At 55.7% G+C, this 21,939-nt stretch carries 22 protein-coding genes, 1 tRNA gene and 1 pseudogene; 10 read left to right on the top strand and 14 right to left on the bottom strand.

Annotated elements, in window-relative coordinates; all coding sequences use genetic code 11:
• The first annotated feature begins 51 nt into the window (after positions 1–51).
• On the top strand, positions 52–777 hold the full coding sequence (locus tag OPU96_RS16240) for an amidotransferase (RefSeq protein ID WP_192297199.1): 726 nt from the start codon (positions 52–54) through the stop codon (positions 775–777).
• Here OPU96_RS16240 and OPU96_RS16235 read toward each other — a convergent pair.
• From OPU96_RS16235 to OPU96_RS16225, 3 genes are all read right to left on the bottom strand, one after another.
• Positions 774–1,745 carry a magnesium and cobalt transport protein CorA gene (locus OPU96_RS16235; protein ID WP_192297198.1) on the bottom strand — a complete coding sequence of 324 codons (972 nt, stop codon included), beginning with the start codon at positions 1,743–1,745 and terminating at the stop codon, positions 774–776. The two genes, OPU96_RS16240 and OPU96_RS16235, sit on opposite strands and share 4 nt — an antisense overlap.
• Positions 1,746–1,870: 125 nt before the next feature.
• Positions 1,871–2,593, bottom strand: a complete 723-nt coding sequence (locus tag OPU96_RS16230) for a lysophospholipid acyltransferase family protein (protein WP_498559357.1) — start codon at positions 2,591–2,593, stop codon at positions 1,871–1,873.
• 212 nt (positions 2,594–2,805) lie between these two features.
• The gene (locus OPU96_RS16225; protein ID WP_226454842.1) at positions 2,806–3,498 is read right to left on the bottom strand and encodes a crotonase/enoyl-CoA hydratase family protein; all 693 of its coding nucleotides are present in this window, start codon (positions 3,496–3,498) and stop codon (positions 2,806–2,808) included.
• A gap of 336 nt (positions 3,499–3,834) precedes the next feature.
• Here OPU96_RS16225 and OPU96_RS16220 point away from each other — a divergent pair.
• The 3 genes from OPU96_RS16220 to OPU96_RS16210 all read left to right on the top strand — a co-directional run bounded on the left by OPU96_RS16220 (position 3,835) and on the right by OPU96_RS16210 (position 6,071).
• Positions 3,835–3,924, top strand: a tRNA-Ser gene (locus tag OPU96_RS16220).
• 471 nt (positions 3,925–4,395) lie between these two features.
• Entirely contained in the window at positions 4,396–5,655 is a 1,260-nt protein-coding gene (locus OPU96_RS16215) for an AAA family ATPase (protein WP_498559356.1), read from the top strand.
• A complete protein-coding gene (locus OPU96_RS16210; protein ID WP_498559355.1) occupies positions 5,652–6,071 on the top strand; it encodes a hypothetical protein in 420 nt (139 codons plus the stop codon). Before OPU96_RS16215 ends, OPU96_RS16210 begins: the two co-directional genes overlap by 4 nt.
• 81 nt (positions 6,072–6,152) lie before the next feature.
• On the opposite strand, the pseudogene OPU96_RS16205 reads toward OPU96_RS16210, so the two are convergent.
• A pseudogene (locus tag OPU96_RS16205) lies at positions 6,153–7,049 on the bottom strand (tyrosine-type recombinase/integrase); the annotation flags it as partial.
• On the opposite strand from OPU96_RS16205, the gene OPU96_RS16200 reads away from it, so the two are divergent.
• Genes OPU96_RS16200 through OPU96_RS16185 form a run of 4 tightly spaced genes read left to right on the top strand, consistent with a single transcriptional unit; the run spans position 7,014 to position 9,392 of the window.
• Positions 7,014–7,190, top strand: a complete 177-nt coding sequence (locus OPU96_RS16200; RefSeq protein ID WP_498559354.1) for a hypothetical protein — start codon at positions 7,014–7,016, stop codon at positions 7,188–7,190. The pseudogene OPU96_RS16205 and the gene OPU96_RS16200 sit on opposite strands and share 36 nt — an antisense overlap.
• The gene (locus OPU96_RS16195; RefSeq protein ID WP_498559353.1) at positions 7,187–7,741 is read left to right on the top strand and encodes a baseplate complex protein; all 555 of its coding nucleotides are present in this window, start codon (positions 7,187–7,189) and stop codon (positions 7,739–7,741) included. Before OPU96_RS16200 ends, OPU96_RS16195 begins: the two co-directional genes overlap by 4 nt.
• Positions 7,738–8,442, top strand: coding sequence for a hypothetical protein (locus OPU96_RS16190; RefSeq protein ID WP_498559352.1), 705 nt, complete (start codon positions 7,738–7,740; stop codon positions 8,440–8,442). Before OPU96_RS16195 ends, OPU96_RS16190 begins: the two co-directional genes overlap by 4 nt.
• Entirely contained in the window at positions 8,415–9,392 is a 978-nt protein-coding gene (locus OPU96_RS16185; protein ID WP_498559351.1) for a hypothetical protein, read from the top strand. Before OPU96_RS16190 ends, OPU96_RS16185 begins: the two co-directional genes overlap by 28 nt.
• Positions 9,393–9,398: 6 nt before the next feature.
• On the opposite strand, the gene OPU96_RS16180 is transcribed toward OPU96_RS16185, so the two are convergent.
• The 7 genes from OPU96_RS16180 to OPU96_RS16150 all read right to left on the bottom strand — a co-directional run bounded on the left by OPU96_RS16180 (position 9,399) and on the right by OPU96_RS16150 (position 16,744).
• Positions 9,399–10,601, bottom strand: coding sequence for a hypothetical protein (locus OPU96_RS16180; protein WP_498559350.1), 1,203 nt, complete (start codon positions 10,599–10,601; stop codon positions 9,399–9,401).
• A gap of 63 nt (positions 10,602–10,664) precedes the next feature.
• A complete protein-coding gene (locus OPU96_RS16175) occupies positions 10,665–12,230 on the bottom strand; it encodes an SIR2 family protein (protein ID WP_498559349.1) in 1,566 nt (521 codons plus the stop codon).
• Positions 12,231–13,368: 1,138 nt separating this feature from the next.
• Entirely contained in the window at positions 13,369–13,770 is a 402-nt protein-coding gene (locus tag OPU96_RS16170) for a c-type cytochrome (RefSeq protein ID WP_498559348.1), read from the bottom strand.
• Positions 13,771–13,800: 30 nt separating this feature from the next.
• Entirely contained in the window at positions 13,801–14,841 is a 1,041-nt protein-coding gene (locus tag OPU96_RS16165; RefSeq protein WP_498559347.1) for a DMT family transporter, read from the bottom strand.
• 87 nt (positions 14,842–14,928) lie between these two features.
• Entirely contained in the window at positions 14,929–15,537 is a 609-nt protein-coding gene (locus OPU96_RS16160) for a M24 family metallopeptidase (RefSeq protein ID WP_230412695.1), read from the bottom strand.
• A 208-nt stretch (positions 15,538–15,745) separates the two neighbouring features.
• Positions 15,746–16,324 (bottom strand): DUF4337 domain-containing protein, encoded by a 579-nt coding sequence (locus tag OPU96_RS16155; RefSeq protein WP_192297190.1) that lies wholly within the window; start codon positions 16,322–16,324, stop codon positions 15,746–15,748.
• A 54-nt stretch (positions 16,325–16,378) separates the two neighbouring features.
• Positions 16,379–16,744, bottom strand: coding sequence for a DUF2784 domain-containing protein (locus OPU96_RS16150; RefSeq protein WP_226454876.1), 366 nt, complete (start codon positions 16,742–16,744; stop codon positions 16,379–16,381).
• A 110-nt stretch (positions 16,745–16,854) separates the two neighbouring features.
• On the opposite strand from OPU96_RS16150, the gene OPU96_RS16145 reads away from it, so the two are divergent.
• Positions 16,855–17,541, top strand: a complete 687-nt coding sequence (locus OPU96_RS16145; protein ID WP_192297188.1) for an HAD-IA family hydrolase — start codon at positions 16,855–16,857, stop codon at positions 17,539–17,541.
• A gap of 132 nt (positions 17,542–17,673) precedes the next feature.
• On the opposite strand, the gene OPU96_RS16140 is transcribed toward OPU96_RS16145, so the two are convergent.
• Positions 17,674–18,420, bottom strand: a complete 747-nt coding sequence (locus tag OPU96_RS16140; protein ID WP_305391369.1) for a 3-oxoacyl-ACP reductase family protein — start codon at positions 18,418–18,420, stop codon at positions 17,674–17,676.
• A 126-nt stretch (positions 18,421–18,546) separates the two neighbouring features.
• Between OPU96_RS16140 and OPU96_RS16135 the strand changes: the two genes are divergently transcribed.
• Positions 18,547–19,470 (top strand): LysR family transcriptional regulator, encoded by a 924-nt coding sequence (locus OPU96_RS16135; RefSeq protein WP_498559346.1) that lies wholly within the window; start codon positions 18,547–18,549, stop codon positions 19,468–19,470.
• 123 nt (positions 19,471–19,593) lie between these two features.
• Here the strand turns inward: OPU96_RS16135 and OPU96_RS16130 are convergent, their stop codons facing one another.
• Both OPU96_RS16130 and OPU96_RS16125 read right to left on the bottom strand, forming a co-directional pair.
• A complete protein-coding gene (locus tag OPU96_RS16130) occupies positions 19,594–20,322 on the bottom strand; it encodes an aspartate/glutamate racemase family protein (RefSeq protein WP_498559345.1) in 729 nt (242 codons plus the stop codon).
• 13 nt (positions 20,323–20,335) lie between these two features.
• Positions 20,336–21,862 (bottom strand): NCS1 family nucleobase:cation symporter-1, encoded by a 1,527-nt coding sequence (locus OPU96_RS16125; protein ID WP_498559344.1) that lies wholly within the window; start codon positions 21,860–21,862, stop codon positions 20,336–20,338.
• Positions 21,863–21,939 lie beyond the last annotated feature (77 nt).

Here is a 21,939-nt window from a genome sequence, read left to right as displayed (position 1 = left end):
CGAGGCAGGCTTGGGTGTGCATTATTCCCATCACCGTGTCAGGTATTTTTTATGTCGCTACGCGTCTGCATTCTGGAAACCGATGTCCTGCGCCCGGAGTTGGTGGATCAATATCAGGGGTATGGGCAGATGTTCCAGCGTCTGTTTTCCCAGCAGCCGATTGCGGCCGAGTTCGTCGTATACAACGTGATGAACGGCGAATACCCGGACGACAGCGAGCAGTTCGACGCTTACCTCGTCACCGGCAGCAAGGCTGACTCCTTCGGCACCGACCCTTGGATCGAGAGACTGCGGGCGTACCTGCTCAACCGCTATGAGCGTGGCGACAAATTGCTGGGCATCTGCTTTGGCCACCAACTGCTGGCGCTATTGCTGGGCGGCAAGAGTGAGCGCGCAAGCCAGGGCTGGGGTGTGGGCATCCACAACTACAAGATGGCTGCCAAGGCGCCGTGGATGAGCCCACGGGTGGAAGAGCTGACGCTGCTGATCAGCCACCAGGACCAAGTCACCGCGCTACCGGAAAACGCCACCGTCATCGCCTCCAGCGATTTCTGCCCGTTTGCCGCGTACCACATCAACGACCAGGTGCTGTGCTTCCAGGGCCACCCGGAATTCATCCACGATTACTCCCGCGCCTTGCTGGATATTCGCCAGCAGAACCTCGGTGAGAAAATCTACAACAGCGGCGTGGCCAGCCTGGAACATGACCACCACGGCGTGACCGTGGCGGAGTGGATGATGCGTTTTGTCGCGCACAAGCCTGACGCAGCGGCTTAAAGCCAGCCCGAACGTTTGAAGCTGGCCCACAAGCCGGTGCAGCCCAATGCGATAAACCCGAGCACTGCAAAATAGCCGTAGTGCCATTGCAGCTCGGGCATGTTCTGGAAGTTCATCCCATAAATCCCCGCCACCGCCGTGGGGAACGCGAGGATCGCCGCCCACGCGGCGAACTTGCGCTGCACCACACTTTGGCGCGACGCCTCCAGCAACACACCGATCTCGATGGTCTGGCTGGCGATGTCGCGCAGGGTGGTGAGGTCTTCCATCTGGCGTGTCACGTGGATCTGCACGTCACGGAAATACGGGCGCATATTCTTGTCGATGAACGGGAAGCTCAGCTTCTGCAGTTCCTGGCTGATCTCCACCATCGGCGCCACATAGCGCTTGAGCCGCAGCACGTCGCGACGCAGGCCGTGAAGGTTCTGGATGTCGCGCTCATTCAAAGAACTGCACAGCACGTTGCGCTCCAACTCATCGATCTCGGCATGGATCGCTTCGCTCACGGGCTGGTAGTTTTCGGTGACGAAATCCAGCAGCGCATACAGTACGAAATCTTCCCCGTGTTCCAGCAGCAACGGCCGCGCCTCACAACGCTGGCGCACAAAGCCGTAGGACGCCGAATGACCGTTGCGTGCCGTGATGATGTAGCCGTTACCGGCAAAGATATGGGTTTCGATAAACACCAGCTTGCCGTTCTCGCGCACCGGCGAGTACGTGACGATAAACAGTGCATCGCCGAACGTCTCCAGCTTCGGCCGGCTGTGTTTTTCCAGGGCGTCTTCGATGGCCAGTTCATGCAGGTTGAACTGGCGTTGCAGGTTGGCCAGCTCTTGGGCGTTGGGTTCTTCCAGGCCGATCCAGACAAAGTGGCCGGGTTTGGCGGCCCAGGCCGCGCCTTCGTCGAGGGTAATGTCAGTAACTTTCTTACCGGCGCTGTAGACAGCGGCCGCAACAACTCTACCCATGGTGCTGATCACTTCTTATTAGGAGGACAGGTGTTGGGCAGCTTAGCCCGAAAGGCGTTCCATTGTGGGAACACAAGCCTGTAATGCTTGCTCGCGCTGGGGCGCCAAGCGCTCCCAAGACATCCTCACCCCCGCACCCACTCAAGATCCATCTGCGCAATACAAGCCTCCATCTGCACCTGACACGCCTGCATCAACCTCGGCACGTCATCCACCGTCATGCCAACCGTAGGAATCGGCGGCAACGAGCGTATGAGCACATCACCACTGTTCCAGCGATTCAGGCGCATCTGCGTGACGTAATTGTTCACGCACACCTGCACGATCGGCACACCGGCGGCAATTGCCATATGGAACGCGCCCTTCTTGAACGGCAGCAAACCCTTGCCCAGGTTGCGCGTGCCTTCCGGGAACACCCAGATCGACGTGTCCTTGTGTTGCAACGTATCGGTGGTGGTGAGCATCGCCCGGCGCGCCTTGTGCGCATTGCCCCGGTCGATCAGCACATTGCCCGCCAGCCAGAACAGCTGGCCGAACAATGGCACCCATTTCAGGCTTTTCTTGGCGATACACACAGTGCGATGGGGCACCACGTTGCCAAACACAAACAGGTCATAGTTGGACTGATGGTTGGCGATGATCACACAGCCGCTGGGCTTGTTTCGCAACGAGTCCACGTCGGCCTTGAGGTTCAGCCCCAGAATCCACATGGCCGGCAGTGCGTATAAACGTGCGCACAGGCGACTGTTGTCCGGGTTGAACGGTCGGCAGATCCCGACGAGCACGCCCAGCCCACCGGCGAGCATAAAATGCAGGCCCATCAACAACATACGCAGCAGAAAAAGCATCGACACGGCCTATCGGGACAAAAGGTGGCGCAGTGTACGGATGTGCACTGTATTCGGCAATTACCCCTGTAGAGGTAGGAGATAGGCGATGTTTAAGTACATGTTTCAACATGTGCCAGCAGTGGCCGGCTAGAGCGGCTAGGGAAGTTTCGAGTTTGTGTGTAAGAAAAAGCCCGACTCAAGGTCGGGCTCTGGTGTGGCGGATGTAAGGCTTAACTCAGAATATGGCCCTGATCCTGGATGATGGCGTCATCCAGGGCGTCCAGCAGCGCCTTACGCACCTTCAACTTGGTGTGCTTGTGGGCGTTCATGTTGATCTTCTTCAACTGCCGTGCCGCTTCCAGGGCGGCAGCGTGCAGCTCTTCAGGCGCCACCACCTTGTCAAGGAAGCCAGCCTGCAACGCGCCTTGCGGGTCAAACATCTCGGCATTGATCACCGAGCGATGAAACGCCGACTTGCGCAGGCGATCCCGCGCCAACTCGATCCCGGCGTGGTGCATGGTCATGCCGATCGCCACTTCATTCAGGCCAATGCTGAACGGGCCCTCGACCCCAATCCGATAATCCGCCGACAACAGCAGGAACGCGCCCTTGGCCACCGCATGCCCAGGGCACGCCACGATCACCGGGAACGGATGCGACAACAGACGGCGCGCCAACGTCGAGCCCGACGTCACCAGACCGATGGCTTCTTTAGGGCCGGCCGTCATCACCTTCAAATCATAACCACCCGACAAAATCCCCGGCGTCCCGGTGATGATCACCACCGCCCGATCCTTCTCGGCCTGATCCAGTGCCGCATTAAACGCACTGACCACATCCGGAGAAATGGCATTCACCTTGCCGTTGCTCAACGTCAGGGTCGCGATACCGTCTTCGAGGTGGTAAGTAATCAACTCACTCATGACGCGGTTCCTTGTATGACTTGTTATAGATAGGCTGTTTATAGAAACGCATCCCCAAACGTTACCCACCCCACCCGCCCCGGTAAAGCGCCATGACTGACTACCCAGTCAGACTTTTCCCGCCCACCCAGCGGCGGACGGCCTAGGGCAGGGCACGACAGCCGCCCCAGACACCCGCCGACGGTGCCTGAGAATGGCAGAAACACCACCCCTTGCCGGGCATGCAATGGCATATCCCGCTAAGCGCATGAAAATTCTGAAAAAAACCTTTGCCATCGGAAAGGCTTTCGACTACATTAGCGCGCCTCGACAGACTGAACTGGTTTGACGAGATACGGTGAAGTGTCCGAGTGGCTTAAGGAGCACGCCTGGAAAGTGTGTATACAAGAAATTGTATCGAGAGTTCGAATCTCTCCTTCACCGCCACATTAAGTAAACACAAACCCCTGATTTTCCTAGAGAAAGTCGGGGGTTTGTGGTTTTTGGTGTCTGAAAAATGGCCATATGGGACAGATCTGGGACAGATGGGGGCCTGGCTTAAGAATGAGCCCCATCTCGTCTGCTGCTCTGCCGACTATAGATATGCAGGAGTAGCCCAAATGGGCGGCAACAGAACAAAGCATAGATAAAGCAACGTTCGCCCACGCAGCTAAGAAATGGGTGGTTACTTCCGTCTATTTCACGCTAGAAATAGTAGGGCTTTCACTAGAGAGCGTGCTTTGCAGACCTGTAATAAAGCACGATCCCCCCTACACAGCCGAGTTTGACAAGTGCTATCGTTATGCCTTCATGCGCTAGGCGTCAAAAATACCGAAATAATTGCATAAGCTAGGCTGCTTACAGAGAAAGCACCTATAGCTGTGAAAGCCGAAGCTTCATATTTTAAAGGATTAATTTGTGCAAGAAATACTGACAGTCAAGAATTTCGTAGTTATCAAGAAAGCCGAAATTGAACTAAAGAAAATAAACATAATTATTGGTCCTCAAGCCAATGGCAAAAGTTTATTGGCTAAGCTCACTTATTTTTTCAAGAGTATTCCTGCTATTTTTATTGAAAGCATTCGATCCTTAGATAGCAAAAGGGAACTGGATGCTGGAATACTTAGTCAGTTTGAGTCGAGATTTCCACGTTACTCTTGGGATGGCACTAGCTTTACAATACAGTACGTGGCGGGGGAGTTTACGTTTGTTATTGAAGGGAAAGCTTCTAAAAAGGGCAAAACCCAGTTAAAGCTGAGTTACCCTGAAGCCCTTCTGAAGTTATTTAATTCTAAGAAAATTTCTTATAAGAGAAAAAGGGAAGGCCCCCAGTCTGATGATCCATTTATGGATGATTGGAGGATTATGAATAAATATGTTACAGGTCCGCTTCAGGCAGAATATGACTTTTTCAAGGGTCAGCCTATTTTTATTCCCGCTAGTCGAAGTTTTTTTGCAAACTTACAGAAGAATATATTTACTTTTCTTGCGTCAAGTTTAGAGATTGACCTGTTTTTAAAAGACTTCGGGCGGATGTATGAGCAATCTAAACGTTTTTACACTGACCCTTATCTAGTGAAAAGATCGCTTCCTGTAATTGAACGTCATAAGGATCTTGTTGAATCTATTATGAGCGGGACTTATAAGTACGAAGATGATCAAGATTGGCTTATATCGAAGGGACGTAAAATAAATCTGGCAAATGCCTCGTCGGGTCAGCAAGAATCATTGCCAATGCTTCTCGTATTAATGATATGGCCCTCTTTGAGGGGCAGCGAACCCAATGATATGTATTTCATTGAGGAACCGGAAGCCCACCTTTTCCCTACGTCTCAGAGTCGTGTTGTATCGCTGCTCTCCAGAATTCAGCATGATTGCTCCAGCAGCTTCTTTATTACTTCCCACAGCCCTTACATACTCTCTGCTTTTAATAATTTGATCCTTGCTCAGGATACAATAGAGTTGGGGCGGATCTCTATTGATGAGTTCATAAAGGTTAATGGTCCAAGTCAGCCGATTAAGTTTGAGGATGTCTCGGCTTATACTATAGATAATGGTGTGTCCAATCCTATTGCCGATCCTGAGTATCGGATGATTGGTGCTGATATGTTAGATGGCATATCAGAGCATTTCGAGAGGGTTATGAATACCTTGTTGAGTAGCGAGGCAGAGCAATGAACTATATGCTTTGCACTACCACGACGACTGACCCAATAATTGTTTTTAGTGAAAATAGAAGCCGTATTTCTGTATTGAATAATAATCGTATTGAGGTTCAAAAAATTCAGGTGGATGGTTGTCTTATTGATGCTCAGTTGGAAAAGTGTGACTGGCTATTTTGCTACGAAGATAACACAAAAAAAGCGGTGTTTATTGAGCTTAAAGGATGCGACTTGGATAAGGCTATTTCGCAGCTGAGGTCAACTATTGCTCACACGAGAGCAAACTACTCTGCATATAGGAAAGAGTGTTACGCCATCACCACTAGAGTTCCTAAGCACGGTGCGTCAACGAGAAAGCGTAGTATCGATTTTTTCAATCAAACAGGTGCGACACTCTCCATCAAAAATTCTCCATACAGTATTAGCATTTAGTGTATTAATTTTTAGGGGTGGGGGCACTTCTTACGTTCACGTTTGGACGAAAGAGTGCCGTGAGAAGTCAATAACCTACCCCTAAATCTTCAACGCAAGCTGCAACATCCCTACCATATCCGGCCCGTCCTCATTGATCCACGTCCCATAGTGCTGACGAATCATATTCCCGTTCGTATGTCCCATCTGTTCAGCGATCCAGTCGATTGACGCTATCCCCGTGGTCAGCAACTGACTGGCGTACGTGTGCCGGCACTGGCCAGGTCCGCGATAACGGACCCCTGCCGCGAGCAGGTGAGCCTTGAAAAACCTATCCCTAACCACGAAGTCGCTGACGTGCGGCAAACCGCTTTTCGTGTTCAAGAAGACAAAGTGCAGCTTGTGCTGCCGTATCGTCTTGTTGTCCCGCTCGACAATATCGACGGTTTCCGCCTTTCTTTTCCGATTCAGTGCATCGATCTTCCGCAACGCATCCCACGCCGGGGCGAGCAGGCGAACCTTGCGCGTCGATCGCCGGGTTTTCGTTACACGGTAAGCCCCACGTACCTTGGATCTACGGAACGTCACCGTGCCTTGCTCCAGGTCTACATCCTCCCAAGCAAGGGCTATGGTCTCGGATACCCGGGGGCCGGCCCATATCATGAATTGAACCATCAACAGCTCTTGCGTGCGGCTGGTGTGGGTTTCCAGGATCTGTTTGATTTCCGCCCTGGTGAATGGGTCGGGTGCCTCGGGATCTGGCAGTCGCACCATTAAACCCTCAGTCGGGTCGTGCGCCACTTTCATCCTGGTGCGATACAACCTGAACACCTAGCGTACGTTGCTGATGATGTCGCGGATGGCCTTGTTTTTGAGTGTTTTCGACAGTGTTACCTGTATCCATTCCTGCAGGTCCAGGTGGTCGATATTGTGGATCTGTATCTTCCCCCAGCGCGGCCGGACATGAACCTCTGCCTTGTTGGCGTAACCCCGATAGCTGGCCTAGGCAACAATGCCGAGCTGGGCCGTGCGTTGCTCGCCGGCGACACTCCGGGGCATGAGTGGGTGATCTGTGCCGGCCCGCTGCTGGTGGGATCTGAGCAGGGCCTGAGCTTCGTTCGTGAATTGGTGGGCCTATGACGCTACTTCTCGACGGTGAGCAGGTACGCGGGAAAAACCTCAAGGTCACGGGCAATCTGCGCATCGAGAGCGACGATCTGTCAGGGCAGACCAGCAACACCGACAAGGGGCACAAGGGCTTCAAACCCAAGACCCTGACCGTCAGCCTGACGATTCCTTTTGTTGACCAGGTGCAACTGCGCGACCTGATGCGCCTGGTGGAGGCGACCGCCGGCGGTGGCCAGCTCAAGACGTACCGCATCGTCAACGACACCGCTGCCGCGTTCGGCATGCGCCAGGTGACGTTCACCGAAGGCGTGAGCGCCCGAGAGGACGACAACCTGCGCGCCTGGCTGATCCAGTTCACCCTGACTGAAAAGCTGTCGAACCCGGAGAAAGTCGAAGGCCGGCGATCGGGCAACGTGGTTACCGCGCAGTCCGGCCCGGGCGGGCCAGTAGGTGGCGCCGGCGGCGTAGGTGGCGATTCCAGCGGGAGCCCCGAGGAACTGACCGGCTTTGAAGCCACCCTGAAAAAGGTGGACGGCTGGCTGGGCGGGAGTGACAAGCCATGAAGCTACACAAGGAACTGACCATAAACGGGCAGCCTTATGTCCTGGTCAAAAACGAAGTCCGGCTGGATGCGAAAAGCCCCGGCCGGGCGACGTTCACCATTCAGGCCACGGCGCCGGTCAAGGGCCTGGTAACGCTCGATATTGGCTACAACGGCAACACGCTGCAGCGACACTTCATTGGCTACGTTGAACGCTCCACCACGGCCAGCAGCACCCAGCAGGTGCTGTTCTGTCGCGAGCTGGCGGCGATCCTGGCCAACCCGCTGCCGTTGAACCTGCGTCACGTCGACCTGCGCGCCGTCCTGGTCGAGATCAGCCAGCACACCGGGTTACGCTTTCGCGTGCCGGACAAGCCCTACGCCGGGGTCAAGGCGCCGTTTTTCTACAGCCTGGCGGCCGGTTACCAAGCCATGGATAGCCTGGCCCGTGTTTTCAATATCCCCGACTTCATCTGGCAGCAGCAAGGTGACGGCGAAGTGTTCGTGGGCAGTTGGGCCGACAGCTTCTTTGGCGTTCGTTCGCCGCTGCAACTGCCGGTGGAACTGTTCGACGACTACCAGGGCAACCAAAGCGCGATGATTGCAGCCCTTCCCGGGTTGCGACCAGGTGCAACGATCAACCACGGCGAGCGCATCACCAGTGTGGCGCTCATCGACAACCAGATGGCCATCCGATGGACGACGCAATCCGCCGCAGCGTAGAACGACAATTCCCCGAACTTACCGGCGGTTACCACCTGCCACGCTTTGCCCGGGTTGTCGCCGTGGCCGACGCCCCGGCCGGCGCCGGGATCTGCGACGACTTCCGGCCGCGCTACGCGGTGGACATCGAGGTCATGGGGCCGGATGGCGAGCCAGACAGCAAGCTGCCGATCCTGGCCGGCGTGCCGTTGCCACTGCCCACCGGCGGCGAGGAAATGGGCATTTACGCGTTCCCCGAAGAAGGCACCCAGGTCGTGGTGTGCTTTGCCTATGGCCTGCCGCACAAGCCCTACATCCAGACGATCCTGCCCCGCGGGCTGAGCATGCCCAGCGTGCCGAAGGGTGACCAGGTGTGGCAGCACAGCGAAGCCTGCCAGCAGCGTGTGGACGCTGACGGCAACTGGCTGCGCCAGACTGACGGCAAGATCCGCGACAAGGCGATCGAGCGGGAAGTGGAGGCGATGGGCAACACGGAGACGTTCCAGAATCACACCAGGACGGTGGATGACCATTCCACCGAGTCAGTGGGTGGGATCAAGACGATCGAGGCGCTGGGCGCGCTCAAGCTGTTGTCGGGGGGATCTGCGAGCCTGGCGGCGGTGGATGATCTGCACCAGGCGACTGGGCGGGATTTGAACCTGGTGGTGGGGCAGAAGCACAACGCCACGGTGGGCGGTGATATGCAGGAAAGGATTGAGGGACTGCGTAAGAGCGTGGCGGCGGTCAGCCAGCGACTGGTCGCGCCCAAGACCTGGTTGGGATCTGAGGGGGTGAACGTGCTGCACGTGCTTTGCGATTTGCTCGACCTGGTGCAGGAAATGAATACTCATCTATCTGTGCATACCCACTTACCTGGACCGGCTCCAAATCCCAATGACGCTACGGGCTTCATTAAACGAGCGTCAAAGGTCGCTACGATGTCGTTCACTTTAAAAGGTATAACTATGTAGGGGGATTTATATGAATGGATCTTCTATGATTTCCTGATGTGTGGCATGTGGCTGCTTGCTTTGGGGGGGTATTTGCTCTGGCAGGCCAGTATCTTTGCGCCACTGCAAATACTCCGTTTTTAGGATTTGCTCGATAGCTTCAAGTTGGTCGTTGAATTTGAGGCGTGTATCAAATCTATTTTCTATATCGCTGAGTTTCTTGATGGCTCTCCATGCTTTGTAGTCTGTGAAAGGGTTTAGTCCGATTATGTTTCCGTGAAGTGAGCTTTGAGGATTAGGGCTATCTAGAATTAATGCAAGATTTTGTATGGATTTATTAATGTCCCATTCCGAAACGCTTAGTAGTAGGGAGCAAAAAGCTAAAAATTCTGAGGAGATTTTACCCCATCTATAATTGACCCAAGCCTTAGCAGGAAAGCCTAATGTTCTTGCGGTAAATGTGCATAGCTGAATAGTTTTTTCATAGTAGGGCTCTAGCGGTTCCATATCGAAAACTTCTTTGTCTCTATATCGAGCTATAAGTTTTGATATTTCAGATCTGTTATTGAAAAACGAAGCTCCCTTAGATGCTTCAATAAGCTCAGAATTTATTTGTACCATCTTTAATCTAGCAGCGTATGTCCAGTTAAATCCCGGGGTGCTCGCATGGCTAGGGTGATGTGTGAATGAATCATGGGGGTTCGTGGCAGCGAGATTATAGAGGAACGTCAGCGTTTCTTCTGATGCTGTCAAACGATATCTGCTGGCAGTTTTCAACTCGAAATACCATTGGCGCATTGCTCTGATATCCGACTGGTTAAAAACTTTCGACTCTATGCCTTTGCAAACCATGTCGCGGATAATTCGTGTTTCATTGCTTCTTGGTGACCCAAAGTCTATAAGTTCGGAACCTTTTGGGCTTTCTTTGTCGCTCGAACTGAACTCGCAAAATGGACGATGCGCGTCTTCATTTGAGTTGCTTGTAAAGCGAAAATGAGCCTGCCTTAAAGCTTTTGCTGTGCTTTTAGATTTCGCGCCGCTAACTAGAATAGCGCCCTCTACCCCGCAGGAGGGACACTGGATGTCTAGGCTGACCATTTCTCTGATGTGGTCAGGGATGTCATTAAGTATTCTAATGGAGTCTTCTATAGAGTGATTTCCGTAGAGAGCTAATAGCTGTTCTACGTCAACTTCCCGACTGTAAATTTTTGAGTATGCAGTTTTAGACATGTTCGCATCGCTCTAGTTATATCGTTGGGTTTGCTATTTATGGAGTTTGGTTAGTCGCCAATGTCAGTATCGGTTGCTATATTTTACTAGGTCGTAAAAACATGCGAGCCTTGCAAGGCCGCTAGCGTTTGATGTGTCAATATGCTTCCTCAATATCTCTGCTAGATCAGAGAGCCCTTCTTTGATTAGAGCTGGCTCCATATAAGGTAGCATTCTGTTAAAGAGTTCGAAGCCTTGTTTATGATACAGATCATTAACTCCGATTGTAACTTCGGGCACCGTTTTTGACCTTCTAAGCTCAGTGCCTCGGTTCGTTTCGGTAAAAAGGTTTCCTTCGAAACGTACCTGTGCGCCTGCGCATAGTTCTGGGATGCCTGCTTTCAGCGTGCCGTCATCGTTGAGGTACCCAGCTTTATTTAGGTAGTAATAAATTGGAAGTTTGATGTTTCCCTTTGCCAGTTTTGGAAAAACTGTTGAAACCAAATCTGCCGCATCATATTTTTCCGTTTCAAAAATAATGTCCCGGATGAGGTCGGAACGCTCTAGGCCAATTAGTCCTTGTTTTGAAATTGCCTCGCCTTTCTTGGTAGTTGATATCGCTCCGTATCCAACGACAAATTCTGTAAGTGAGTCGCCACTCGCAAGGTCGCTCTCGTTTCTTACATATAGCTGGCCTTTAGGGTCGTCAGTTATCACAAGTTCATATAGTTCGTCTTTGATTTTTCGGAAAATATGTGCGGGTATTCGTTTTTTTGTTTCCGAAAGAACCTCGTACAGCTCCACAAAATTTCGAACTCTTAGGAGTTTTACCGGTATCCGTTTATGGATGACTGAATCAGTGATGGTGGGTTCTTCAAGCTCTTGATGCCACTCAACAAAAATTAGCTTGTCTCTCAGGAAGTCCAAGCTTTTTTCAGGAAAACAGCCAATGATGTCTTCAAGTATGTCAGCAATGTGAGGATCTGCGAGTGAGTAGCCCAAGAAGATAACAGGCCGTTCGATGAATATGGTCAGAAGTTTAGAAGAAAGGTAAGGGTTTTTCCTTCTGTATTCAGCATAATCTGTTTCTGTTAGGACCAATGAGTTAGGTGCGGTCGAGCAGCCATGAATCTTATATATCTCAGCAATCCCGTGGCTTCTCTCTGCTATTAGTCCATCTTGTCCTATGAAAGTCGTAAACTTAGGGAATGTGTTCTCTATTAGACAATCCCAGTTGGTTGTTATTACGCCGTCAATATTGACCTTTTCTAGTAGGCTAAGCTCTTCTCTGACTTCGGCTATAGTGTTTTCGTGGGCGCTTTTCAAATAACGAGATATTTCAATCTTTAAGATTGAGCTATCGTTTATAAAGTGTTCGGAGAACTCTTCCGAAATTTCTTTCGAGTCCGGCCGTTCCCACCAAGAGTTCTCGTAGCTCTTTGCGAGGAGTTGCGCATATTTAGTTAAGTCTCCGTTAGAGCTTGTTTTTAGCTTTAACGGGTTTTCACCAATCAGATTGCAAAATTTTAGTAAGAGTTGCTCCCAGTTCTCGGTTCCTAAATAGCGTCTCGAGATTCCGGATCCAATGAATAGCATTGGAGAAGCGTCGAATTTTTTAAAGTGTTCCGTTAGCGCTTTTTTAAATTCCATGTATTTGAACTTCATAAAATTAGGGTGGAGTTGTGCTTTGAGTATAAGGCCTCGACAAGCAAAGGGCTAAAGGAAATGAAAAGGTAGCGAATGAAAAAATACGAACAGAAAAAGCACTTATCCCCCTCCCGCCGACGGGCTTTGTGTCCCTTTTTTGTGCAAACAGGTAGTGGGGTGCAAACGGTGCTCGGGCCCAAGCCCGCTGCGGGCTCTGGGGGATGCTTCGCAATTGCACAGAGTGCAAGGCTTTGCAAAAAAGTGTAGTGGCCTTGCACATACGTCACGGGGTGGCAGGGGAGCGGTCACGCAGACGAGGTGCCCGGTTTACGGGGGCTCTGATTGTGAAAACGTGCTGAATGCGGTGTTTTCATTTTTGGAACCGTTCATATCAGGGCTCAACCAGCCGCTATTGAACCCTACGCAAAAACGACTGTGAGGCCCAGCCTGTTGAGGTTTCCAGCATTTTTAGGCATTGCACGGCATCGCCATCAATTTCCGGCTGTTAGTACCAGCCCAAAGCGTTTGGAAAAAAAACCTGAAACGATGGGCGGATGGCTTTTTTTCAGGCGAGGGGTGGGAAAAGGGTAATTTTAGTAATTGGCAGGTCATAACGGGCTGGAGCACTTATAGAACGTGGCTTTCAGCCATTACCTTGGAGGGTAATATAAGGTAACGAGAGAGGTAATATTTTGTTCAAGCCCCCATTTTGCTGGGTTTGGCGGCTCAGTGGCATTACTAGCTCTGATAGTAATTTTCTAACCATCTACTTACCTTATTATTACCTCTATAAAACTATATCAACTACCTGATTTTATTAGGCTTTATCGAGTTTTTCACTGCTCATTACCAAAATTACCTTTTTCCCATGCCTCAACATAAATCGTTCAAAACGCTTGTTCTGACCGTTTTCTGCAACCTGGTGCATTTAAGCCATGGGACTGACGTGGGACAGATCCTACGCACGCGACCGGGCTGCAGCCCTTATAAACCGGGGGCCTTGGTTTCGAAAACCGCGAACGGGTAGTTTCGAATCTCTCCTTCACCGCCACATTAAGTAAACACAAACCCCCGGTTTTCCTAGAGGAAACCGGGGGTTTGTGGTTTCTGGCGTCTAAAAAATCACCTCTTGCTCCAAAAGTCATCGCCCCTTCGCAATCACACCACTCATATACTCATTCAAATCGCGAAAATCCTTAACACTCCAAGCGTGCGGCGGCACCTTCACGCCATTCTCCCGGAGTGTCCTTGGAATCAGGTCTCCATTGGGCCGAAGTATGACCGAAGACACAATGACGCCCGGGTAGTCACTCATGCGTTTCTTGAATGCGCGTGTTGTCAGGTCCGGGGTAGGAGGATTGCTCTTATTGGCCAGGGGCCCTGTGGCCTTGAGATCTGCTCCGTGACACATGGCGCAGCGTTGTGAATAGAGGTTCTTGCCATTGATGTTATCCGCGAAGGACAGTGGTGTGTGAATCAGCCAGGCCAATCCAAATGAAGCAATGAGTGAAGCTCTCACGGGTATACGTCCTTGTTTTGTCATTGGGGCGGGCTTTGCAGGGGCCAAGGCGCCTCAATGCCTATGTCGATGATGCACATCCGGAAAATGCGCGTGACTATGCCGCACCGGGCTGTGGACATGCACATGGTTATGCGGCACTGCCGGGTCCCATTCAAAGTCGTGTTCGTGCTGGTGATGCTCGTCATGCACGTGGCGGTGCCCGTGTTCCATTGCCTCATGTTGATGGTCATGGGCGTGCCGCTCCGTCAGGTGTAGCCACACGCCGATGGCCATCAGTGCCGATGCTGCCCAGAACGCCAGTGTCACCGATTCCCCCAGCACCAGCAGCGCTGTCGCCGCGCCGAGGAACGGTGCCGTGGAAAAGTATGCGCCGGTCCGCGCACTGCCGAGCCCGCGCAGGGCCAGGACAAACAGGACCAGGCTGATGCCGTAGCCCAGGAACCCCACCAACAGGATCGGCGTCAGCTGCGCCAAGCCCGGCATCTGTGCGCCGAGATAAGCCGCCAGGCTGCAATTGACCAGCCCGGCCATCAGCCCTTTGGTGCCAGCGATGAACACGGCGTCAGACGCCGAGACCTTGCGTGTCAGATTGTTATCAATCCCCCAGCACAAACACGCCAGTGCCACCGCGAACGGCCCGGTCCAATCCTGCTGGCCGCCGCCACCGCCTGCGCCGGATAGCGCCAGGCCACCCAGTACGATGGCAAACATGCCGAGGACGATGCGCCGATCGGCGTTTTCCCTGAACACCAGCCACGCGATCAGCGCGGTCAGGACCGACTCCAGGTTGAGCATCAGGGAGGCCGTCGCGCCAGAGGTGCGGGTGAGGCCGAACATCAGCGCAACCGGGCCGAGGATGCCGCCGAATGCAATGGCGCCGAGTAGCCAGGGCCATTCCGATGGGGTCAGTCCGCTGGGTTTCCAGCCGCGATCACGGATCAGCCGCACGCCGGCGAGTCCGACGCCGCTGCCGAGGTAGAGCAGGCCGGCGAGCAGTACGGGCGAGAGGCCCAGGCCGAGGCTTTTGGCGAGTGGGGTGCTGGCGCCGAAGAGGGCGGCGGCGGCCAGGGCGTAAACGATGCTGAGGTTCATGGGGCGTCCTCGAAGGTAGGCCCCATGATACGACTTATGTGGCTTTGTTCATGCCTGCACGTAAAGCCAGGCTGCCTGTTTAATGCGTCAGGCAAGCAGGTCTTCGTAAAAGGCGCCGTAGGGTTTGCTCGGGTGGGCGATCTGGATTTCGAGGATCCACAGTCCCGCATTCGGGTAGTGCTCGAAGTCGCCAAGGTCGCCGCCACGGTGGATGGCGTGGGGGAAGTCGCTGACGCGGTGGCCCTTGATGTCGAGGTTCAATTGCCAGCCCATGGCCTGGGCTTGTGCTTCGGCGTAGCGGTACAGCTCGAGGCCGACGACCTGCTCGTTTTTCCAGCGTGCCTGCACGCGGTCGAAGAGTTCCTTGGCCGCGCTGGCGCAGGCGATCATTTCCGGGTCGTTGCCGGTGGCGAACGTGGCACCGGCATCACCTTCGTGGCCTTGCCACACGGCGCCCATGTCGATAAAGAAGATGTCGTCTTCGCCCAGCACCGGGTCACCTTCGGAGCGCTGGTTGAACGCCTTGAGGGTATTGGCGCCAAAGCGCACCAGCAGCGGGTGCCAGATGCGTTGCATGTCGAGGTCGGCGAGGACGTGCTTGCCCAGTTCGCGGGCTTCGGATTCAAGCATGCCGGGGCGGATGCGTTGGGCGAGTTGTTCGATGGCTTGCCAGGTCATGGCCTGGGCGTAGCGCATGGATTCGAGGCTGTAGGCGGCGCCCACGGCTTCCTTGGTTTGTACGGTCACCAGCGGTCCCTCGGCTTGTGTTGGTTTGTCGTTATGCTTTTTACTATATAGCGCGGGGATGGTGTAGTGACAGCGCAAATTATGGGGGCTGACCCACCGTCATCGCAGGCAAGCCGGCTCCCACACAAGCCAGCTCCCACATGGGGTTGGCGGGGTGTCAGATATGCAGCCATGCCAGGCTGCCCAGCACCACCGCCACGCCCGCCGCCGCATACGACATGCGCTTCAACCACTCCTTCCTCGTCAATAACGTAATCGCCGCCAGCGAAATCGCGATCTGAATCGCGGTCATCGCCTGGGCCCAGCGGTGGTGCTGGTGCAGCGCCTGTTCCGACTTTTCATCCCATTCCTTCGAGGTGGCCTCAAGCTTCTCGGCTTGCTTGCGCACGTCTTCCTTCTGGCTTTTGTAGCGCTCGATCTCGTCCTTGTAATGCGCCGCGTCCACGCCGGGAATGTGGGTGGCCAGTTCCGCCAGGTTCTGTCGGCTGGATTTGGCCTGGTAGTAGTTCCATTGGTTGGCGGCTTCGGTCTTGATGATGGCGGCGTTGTTTTTGTCCATCGCCGCTTCGCTTTCGGTGGAGCCGGCCTGGTAGCTGAGCATGGCGCCGAGGGTGGCCATGAGGGCCGTCATCACGGCGATGCGGCTGGCGAAATTGTCCCCGCGGGCGTGGGCATGTTCGGTGGTGTGTTCGATGTGTTTTTCGTGGGGGCTGGGGACTTCGAAGGCTTCGGACATGGGAGCGTCTATGAAGGGACTAAGGGAGTCTGATTCTTCACCAGCGAAGCTGTCTCAAGCCTGTACGTAACGTCGGATCAGCCAGCCGTACACCGCGACGTTGACCGCGACCACCACCGCGCCCAGCGCCAGTTGAATATCCGGCGTCAGCCCGGCGGGGTAGATCAGCGTGAGGATGTAATGCTCGATAAACCCGCCGCCATAACCATCCTGCCCGGCGAGGTGGCGAAACAGGTTTTCCCAGCGGGTCAGCGGGCAGGGCAGGTGCAGCAGCTCAACCGCGATGCCCCAGGCCACGGCAGGCAAGTGCAGCCAGATCACGCGGCGCCACTTGAGGGCGAGCAACCCACCGAACAGCACGAACAGGATAAAGCTGAGGTGAAACAGCACCAGGCTGTCGGCGGCGAGACGGTAGAACATCGCGGGCACTTCAAAAGAAAGGGCGCACAGTCTAAAGGGTTGCCTGGCGGCAAGGGTGGCCGTTATTGTGCTGAATCCTTTTAGTCCTCCGCCCCCAAGGTTCTGTAGTGATGAATGCACCGCGTACCGCTGTCCCGATCAAGGCCGTGATTTTCGATATGGACGGGTTGTTGCTGGATACAGAAGGCATCTACACCGAAGTCACGCAGATCATCGCTGAACGCTACGGCCGCACCTATGACTGGGGGATCAAGCAGCACATCATCGGGCGTGGTGCCCAGGACCTGGCCGACTACGTGGTCAAGGCGCTGGACCTGCCGATTACCCCGGCGGAGTTTTTGCGGGTCCGCGAGCCCTTGATGAGCGAGCGTTTCCCCACCGCCCTGGGCATGCCCGGGGCCGAAGCGCTGGTGCGCCACTTGAAGGCGCATGACATTCCGATTGCCGTGGGCACCAGCTCGTCGCGCAATTCGTTTGGCCACAAGACGACGTTGCACCGCGAGTGGTTTGGCCTGTTCGACACCATCGTCACCGCTGACGACCCGGAAGTCGGCGCCGCCAAACCTGCGCCCGACATCTTCCTCACCGCCGCCCGCCGCCTGGGCATTGCACCCGAGGACTGCCTGGTGTTCGAAGATTCGCCGTTCGGCGTGACCGCCGCCAAGGCTGCGAACATGACCGCCATCGCCGTGCCGGATGAGGCCATGGCCGACAGCAAGTACCAGCATGCCGACCAGATCATCCGCAGACTTGCGGACTTTGACCTGGCGGCTTACGGCTTGCCGCCCATCCGCTGAATAAACGCGGTAAAAAATGTGGGAGCGGGCTTGCTCGCGAAAGCGGAGCGTCAGTCAACAGATTGATCGACTGATCCACTGCTTTCGCGAGCAAGTCCGCTCCCACATTGGGTTTTGCAGTGTTCCAGCAAACTAGGCGCTGAAACCACCATCGATGGTCAGGCTCGCCCCAGTGATATAACCGGCTTCCGGGCCGGCGAGGTACGCCACAAAACTGGCAATCTCCTCCACATGCCCATACCGCCCCACCGCCATCAGCCCGATCAAGCTCTCGGCAAAATCACTGTTCGCCGGGTTCATGTCGGTATCCACCGGCCCAGGCTGCACGTTGTTGATGGTAATCCCGCGTGGCCCCAGATCCCGTGCCAGGCCTTTGGTCAAGCCCACCAGCGCCGCCTTGCTCATCGCATACGGGCCACCGCCGCCAAAGGGCATGCGCTCGGCGTTGGTACTGCCGATATTGATCACCCGGCCGCCGTCTCCCATATGCTTGGCCGCTTCCTGGGTCGCAATAAACACGCTGCGCACGTTGATCGCCAGGGTCTGGTCGAAGTCTTCCAGCTTGAACGCTTCCAGCGGCGCGATGGCCAGGACGCCGGCGTTGTTCACCAGGATGTCCAGGCGGCCAAAGGCTTCGACGGTGGCGTTGACCGCGTTGCGGATCGCTGCGGCATCGGCGCTGTCGGCGTGGATCGCCAAGGCTTTGCCACCTTCGCTGATCACGCTGTTCTGTAATTCTTCAGCCTTGGCGGCCGAGCTCACGTAAGTAAAGGCAACCGCTGCACCTTGCGCCGCCAGGCGCTTGACGATGGCGGCGCCGATGCCGCGGGAACCGCCTTGAATCAAGGCGACTTTGCCGCTGAGGTTGTGTGTGGTCATGTCGATCTCCTAGCTGTTCAAGGCGGGATGCCTTGTTGTTGGAGCCGAGTATCGACCTCACCCACCCCTATCGGTAGACCGTGATTGCTATAGTCTGTGTAAACCAAAAGTTTAGAGTGTGGCGATATGGAAAGCTTTGGCAGTATCGAATGCTTTGTGCGCAGTGCAGAAGGTGGCAGTTTTGCCGAGGCGGCGCGGCACCTGAGCCTGACACCGGCAGCGGTGGGCAAAAGCGTCGCCAAGCTGGAAGCGCGCCTCGGTGTGCGCCTGTTCCAGCGCAGCACCCGCCGCCTGACCCTGACCGAAGCCGGCAAGCTGTTCCTTGAAGAAGTCAGCGGCAGCCTCACCACCATCCAGAACGCCGTGGCCAACCTGGCCAGTGCCGAAGGGCGGCCGGTGGGCACGCTCAAGGTCAGTATGGGCACGGTGTTTGGCAACCGCTACGTGGTGCCGCTGTTGGGCGCGTTCATGGCGCGCTTCCCGGACATAAGCCCGGACTGGCATTTCGATAACCGCCAGGTCGACCTGATCGGCCAAGGCTTCGATGCGGCCATCGGCGGCGGTTTTGAACTGCCCCAAGGCGTGGTGGCACGCAAACTCACGCCCGCGCATCGGGTGCTGGTGGCCGCGCCGGATTACTTGGCACAACGCCCGCCGGTGCGGGCGCCCGAGGATTTGTCGCGCTGCCTCGGCATCCTGATCCGCTCACCGCAGACCGGGCGCATACGTTCCTGGCAATTGACCAGTATCGAGCGTGAGCACCGGCCGTTGGTGCTCAAGCCGAGCATGACCATGAGCGACTCCGAGGCCGCCTGCTGCGCCAGCGCCCAGGGCCTGGGCATTGCCCTGGTGAGTATGCCCATGGCTGTGCCGTTTCTGGACAGCGGCGCGGTGGTGCGGGTGCTGCCCGACTGGTACGTCGACGACGGCAACATCTCCATCTACTACGCCGAACATAAACTGCTGCCTGGCAAGACTCGCGCATTTGTAGATTTCATTATCGAGCAGTTTGCCGAGCAGCGGTTGGGGCAGCGCTTCAGTGCGGTTTGATCCTCCTGGTGGACCGAGTCGCCTGCATCGCAGGCAAGCCAGCTCCCACAGGAGACTGCATTTCACCGTTGCACTGCGATCAACTGTGGGAGCCGGGCTTGCCCGCGATGCAGGCAGCTCGGTCTACCGGCCGAACTGGCCCGGCCAACCGATGACCTTCTTTGGCCTGGGGGTCGCATAGGTCCTGATCTTCGACGTCGACAACCCCAGTCGTACCAGCGACTCGGCTATGGTCACCGCCGCTGTCACCCCATCCACCACCGGCACGCCGGTGCGCTGGCGGATCTGCTCATCCAGCCCGGCCATGCCGCCGCAACCCAGGCAGATCACCTCGGCCTTGTCCTCGCGAATGGCCAGTTCCGCCTGGCGCACGATGGCTTCCATCGCGGCCAACGGGTCTTCTTCCAGCTCCAGCACCGCCATGCCGCTGGCGCGTACCGAGGCGCAACGCTGGTAGAGCCCTGCGAGTTTCAGGCGGTCTTCGATCAGCGGCACAGTGCGGTCGAGAGTGGTCACCACCGAGTAGGCATGGCCGAGGAACATCGCGGTACTGGCGGCGGCTTCGGTGATGTCCACCACCGGCACGTTCAACAATTCCTGCAAGCCTTCGCGGCCGTGTTCGCCATAGCCGGCCTGAATCACCGCATCGAACGGTTGGTCGTAGGCCATCACCCGGTCCATCACCGCGATGGCCGCCAGGTAGCTTTCAAAGTTGCCCTCCACCGATTCCGCGCCGAAGTGAGGCGTGAGCCCGACAATCTCGGTGCCCGGCGCGGCCACGGCGCGTGCCTGCTGGGCGATGGTTTCGGTGATGGATTCGGTGGTGTTGACGTTGACCACGAGGATGCGCATGGAATGTCCTTGATTAATGGCTGACGTTATCGACGGCAATGCTTTCGCCACTGACATCGGCGTAGAACGGCTGGCGCTTGGCGATCAGCAGGTAGAGCAACCCTGCAATACCGGCGCCAAACATCCAGGAGAACGGTGACACGCTGGCGAAACCGGGCAGCAGGGCCAGGAGAATGGCGATCACTGCCGCAGGAACAAATGCCGCTACGGCACGCAGATTGACCCCGCGGCTGTAGTAATAAGCGCCATTCGGGTCTTCGCTATACAGTTGCAGCACATCTACCCGGCTTTTACGGATCAGCCAGTAATCGACCATGATCACCCCGTACAACGGCCCCAGCAGCGCGCCCAGGCCCGACAGGAAGTACACGATCACCAGCGGGCTGTTGTAGAGGTTCCACGGCAGGATCAGTACGGCCACGGTGGCGCTGATCAACCCGGCACGACGGAAGTTCAGGTATTTGGGCGCCAGGTTGCTCAATACAAAGGCCGGCGCGACAAAGTTGGCCATGATGTTCACCGCCACGGTGACGATCAGGAACGCCAGGCAACCCAGGACCAGGAAGAAGGTGTTCGGGATGGCGGCGATGATTTCGGTCGGGCTTTCGATTACCCGGCCATTGAGTTGGAATTGCCCGCCGCACAGCAGCACGGTGATCGCGGCAAACACCAGGATGTTCACCGGCAGGCCCCAGAAGTTGCCGACCTGGATGGTCTTGCGGCAGGGCGAGGAGCGGGCAAAGTCGCAGAAGTTGAGGATCAGCGTGCCGTAGATCGACAGCCACAGCGCGCCGCCCGCGAAGATATTGCGCCACATCTCACCACCGCTGAGCGGCTCGCGGATCGACCAGGCAATGCTGCCGCCGGTCTGGAAATACATCCAACCGGCCAGCGCGGCCACGGTCAGCAAAATCACCGGCCCGGCGAAGCCTTCGTAGCGGCGCACCATTTCCATGCCGTAGGCCAGGATCACCAGTTGCACCAGCCAGATCGCCACAAAACACACCCAGCCGAGGGATGACAGGCCGAGGATCGAGTCGTGGTCATAGTCGGCAAAGCCTGGATGAATGGCGGTCAGCAGCACGCGGAAAACCACCGAGGCCAGGTAGGTCTGGATACCAAACCAGGCAATCGCGATGACGGCGCGGATCAACGCCGGAATCTGTGCGCCATGAATACCGAAACTGATGCGGCTGATCACCGGGAACGGCACGCCGGTCTTCTGCCCCATGTAACCCGACAAGTTCATGAAGAAGTACACCAGCGCAGCGCCAATGCCGAGGGACAGCAATATCTGCCAGCCGCCCAGGCCCAGTGCATATAAGCCAATGGCGAACGAATAGTTGGCGATGTTGTGCACGTCGTTGGTCCATAGCGCAAAGATGCTATAGCGCCCCCAGCGTCGCCCTTCGACTTTGGTGGGCGCCAGGTCCTTGTTGTGCAGGCGCGGGCTCAGCACCAGCGGGCCAGGGTCGACGGCCGCGGGGTGGAGGGCGGAGGGCAGATCCAGTGCGATGTTATTCGAGAGACTTGTACGCATTCCGGCAGGCTCCAGCACATCCGCAGGAGAGCCGCAGATGGCAAAGTGTATGTAGGTTTTGTATTTATTGTATACAA

The sequence above is a fragment of the Pseudomonas sp. RP-B7 genome (assembly GCF_059803535.1).
The sequence above is the reverse complement of the archived record's forward strand: the minus strand, read 5'-3'. Positions and strand labels throughout refer to the sequence as shown.